General features: G+C 73.3%; 3 protein-coding genes. All 3 read left to right on the top strand.

What is annotated here, in order from left to right:
* The coding region (locus ACWF94_RS37595) for a dipeptide/oligopeptide/nickel ABC transporter permease/ATP-binding protein (protein WP_453499282.1) at window positions 1-1552 on the top strand (1552 nt) is incomplete at its 5' end.
* A complete protein-coding gene (locus tag ACWF94_RS37590; RefSeq protein ID WP_453499280.1) occupies window positions 1549-2403 on the top strand; it encodes an ABC transporter ATP-binding protein in 855 nt (284 codons plus the stop codon). The genes ACWF94_RS37595 and ACWF94_RS37590, both read left to right, overlap by 4 nt.
* 31 nt (window positions 2404-2434) lie before the next feature.
* Window positions 2435-3042: amidohydrolase family protein (locus ACWF94_RS37585; RefSeq protein ID WP_453499278.1), on the top strand; the 608-nt coding region annotated here is incomplete at its 3' end.

Below are 3042 nucleotides of genomic sequence, written 5' to 3'. Positions count from 1 at the left end.
CTTCGGCACGGACGAACTCGGCCGTGACCTGTTCGCCCGCACCGTCGTCGCCACCCGCCTGTCGGTGCTGCTGACGCTGGGCGCCGTGGCCATCTCCGTCGCGGGCGGCGTCGTGCTCGGTATCGTGGCGGCGGTGCTGCCGCGCGGGCCGCGGCGCCTGGTCACCGCCTTCATCGACATCCTGCTGTCGTTCCCGTGGCTGCTGCTGGCGCTGTTCTTCTCCGTCATCTGGGGCGCGACGGCGCGTGGAGCGATGTTCGCGATCGGCTTCGCCGGCGTCCCGGTCTTCGCGCGCCTGGTCTCCACGCTCGCCTCCTCGGTCGCCGACGCCGACTACGTGCACGCGGCGCGACTGCTCGGCAGCCCGCCGCTGCGGACCGCCGGACGGCATGTCCTGCCGAACATCCTGCCGCCGCTGGTCGTCAACATCGCCGCGCACGCGTCGGCCACGTTGCTCTCCTTCGCGGCACTGTCCTTCCTCGGCCTGGGCGTGCAGCCGACGCAGTACGACTGGGGCCGGCTGCTCAACGAGGGTTCCAAGCACATCTACTCGGCGCCCATGGCGGCGATCGGGCCAGGCATCGCGATCGTGCTCACCGGTGTGCTGTTCTCGCTCCTGGGCGAGGTGCTCAGCCAGTCCCGCGCCCGCACCGTGCACGCCGTACGCCAACGGTCGGACGGCGCGAGCGTCACCCCGGCCGACGGCGACGCCGTCGCCGAGGTCAAGAACCTGCGGGTCTCCTTCCGCGGCGACGACGGCTCCCTGGTCCGGCGGGTGCACGGCGTCGACCTGACCATCGGGCCGGGGGAGGTGGTCGGCATCGTCGGCGAATCGGGATCGGGCAAGTCGGTCACGGCCATGGCCCTCGCCGGGCTGCTCGGCCCCGAGGCGCTGGTGGAGAGCGAACGCCTGGTCTTCCGCGGCATCGACATGGAAAGGCGGCCAACGGGCGCCGAGCGCCGCAGGCTCGGCCTGGAACAGGCGATGATCTTCCAGGACCCGCTGTCCTCGCTGAACCCGGCCCTCACCGTCGGCCGGCAGCTCACCGAGGCCGGCGAGATCCACGCGGGCGTGGCGCGCGGCGCGGCGACGAAGCGGGCACTGGACGCGCTCGCCCTGGTGCGTATCCCCGACCCGGAACGGCGGATCCGGCAACTGCCCCACGAGTTCTCCGGCGGCATGCGGCAGCGCGCCATGATCGCGATGGGCCTGATGGGGACCCCGCGGCTGATCATCGCCGACGAGCCCACGACCGCGCTCGACGTGACGGTGCAGCGGCAGGTGATGCGCGCGCTGCGCGACGCCCGCGAGCGGACCGGCGCCGCGATCCTGCTGATCTCCCACGACATCGCCCTGGTGAGCGGATTCTGCGACCGCGTCGCCGTCATGCGTGAGGGCGTGGTGGTCGAGTGGCTGGACGCGCGCCGGCTGGACGAGGCACGGCACCCGTACACACGCGGCCTGATCGCCTGCGTGCCCGACATGACGACCGACAGGACCCGTGCGCTGCCGGTGGCCGGCGTCGCCGCACAGGAGGAGGCGACAGCGTGAGCACGCTTGAGTTCGACCACGTCACGGTGCGTTTCGGCCACGGCCGGGCCGCCCACACGGCCGTCGACGACGCCTCGCTCGTCGTCCGCTCCGGCCGGACGCTCGGACTGGTCGGCGAATCGGGGTCGGGCAAGTCGACCATGGCGCGGGTCGCCGTGGGGCTGGCGCGCGCCGACGCGGGCACCGTCCGCCTCGACGGCGTCGACCTCACCGGCCGCTCGCGCGAGGCGAGACTGGCCCGCCGCCGCGTGCAGATGGTCTTCCAGGACCCGCTCGCGGCGCTCGACCCGCGGATGCCCGTGGGCATCTCCGTCGCGGAGGGCCTGCTCGCCACCGGCCGCCGGCTCAACCGGACCGACCGGGAGGCACGGGTACGCGAACTCCTAGAACTCGTCCACATCGACCCGTCCCGGGCGGCGGACAGACCGGCCCGCTTCTCCGGCGGTCAGCGGCAACGGATCACCATCGCGCGGGCGCTGGCGGCCGAGCCCGCGGTGCTCGTCGCCGACGAGATCACCTCGGCGCTCGACGTCAGCGTCCAGGGCGTGGTCCTCAACCTGCTGCGCGAGCTGCGGGCCGAACTCGATCTGACCATGCTGTTCATCTCGCACAACCTCGCTGTGGTGCGCTACGTGAGCGACGAGGTGACCGTCATGCGGGCCGGCCGTGTCATCGAACACGGGCCTACCGATGCCGTGCTCGCCGACCCCGCCGAGCCCTACACCCGCGAGCTGCTGCGGTCGATCCCGGTCATGGGGAGGCCGCTCGACCTCGACGACGGCCTCGACTCCGACGACAGCCTCGGCCCCGCCGGCACCCTCGGCCGTGAAGGCACCCTTGAAGACACCTGAGATGTGGAGGACACCTGCGATGCGGTCTCCCATGAGCCCCGTACCCGACCTAGTCCTGCGCCGCGCGCGCATCCCGCGCACCACGGGGCTGTGGGACCTCGTGCTGCGCGACGGCCTGATCGACAGCGTCACTCCCGCCGGCGGCGAACTCCCGTCGGCGGCCGCCCTCGACCTCGACGGGCGCCTTGTGCGCCCCGGCCTGTGGGACGCGCACACCCACTTCGACCAGTGGGTCATCCGCAGCCGCCGGGTCGACCTCGCCCCCGCCACCAGCGCCGCGCACGCGGCGGGGATCATGCGCGACGCGCTGGCCGCCACCGAGTCCGGCCTCCTGGTCGGCTACGGCTTCCGGGACGCGCTGTGGACCGACGCCCCGAGCCTCGCCGCCCTCGACGCGATCTCGGCCGACCGCGTCCTGGTGCTCGTCTCCGGCGACCTGCACTGCGGCTGGATCAACTCAGCCGCCGCTCGCCGCCTCGGCGTGCGCCCGCCCGGGGACGGCGTGCTGCGCGAGACCGAGTGGATCGGAACGCTCGACGTCCTCGACCGCGACCAGCGGCCCGACGCCGCCGACCACCGGGCCGCGGCGGACGCCGCGGCGGCCAGGGGCGTCGTCGGCATCGTGGACTTCGAGAACTC

It is taken from the genome of Streptomyces sp. NPDC055078, assembly GCF_053607985.1.
Note: the sequence above shows the minus strand (reverse complement) of the source record. Positions and strands in the feature narration are given on the sequence as shown.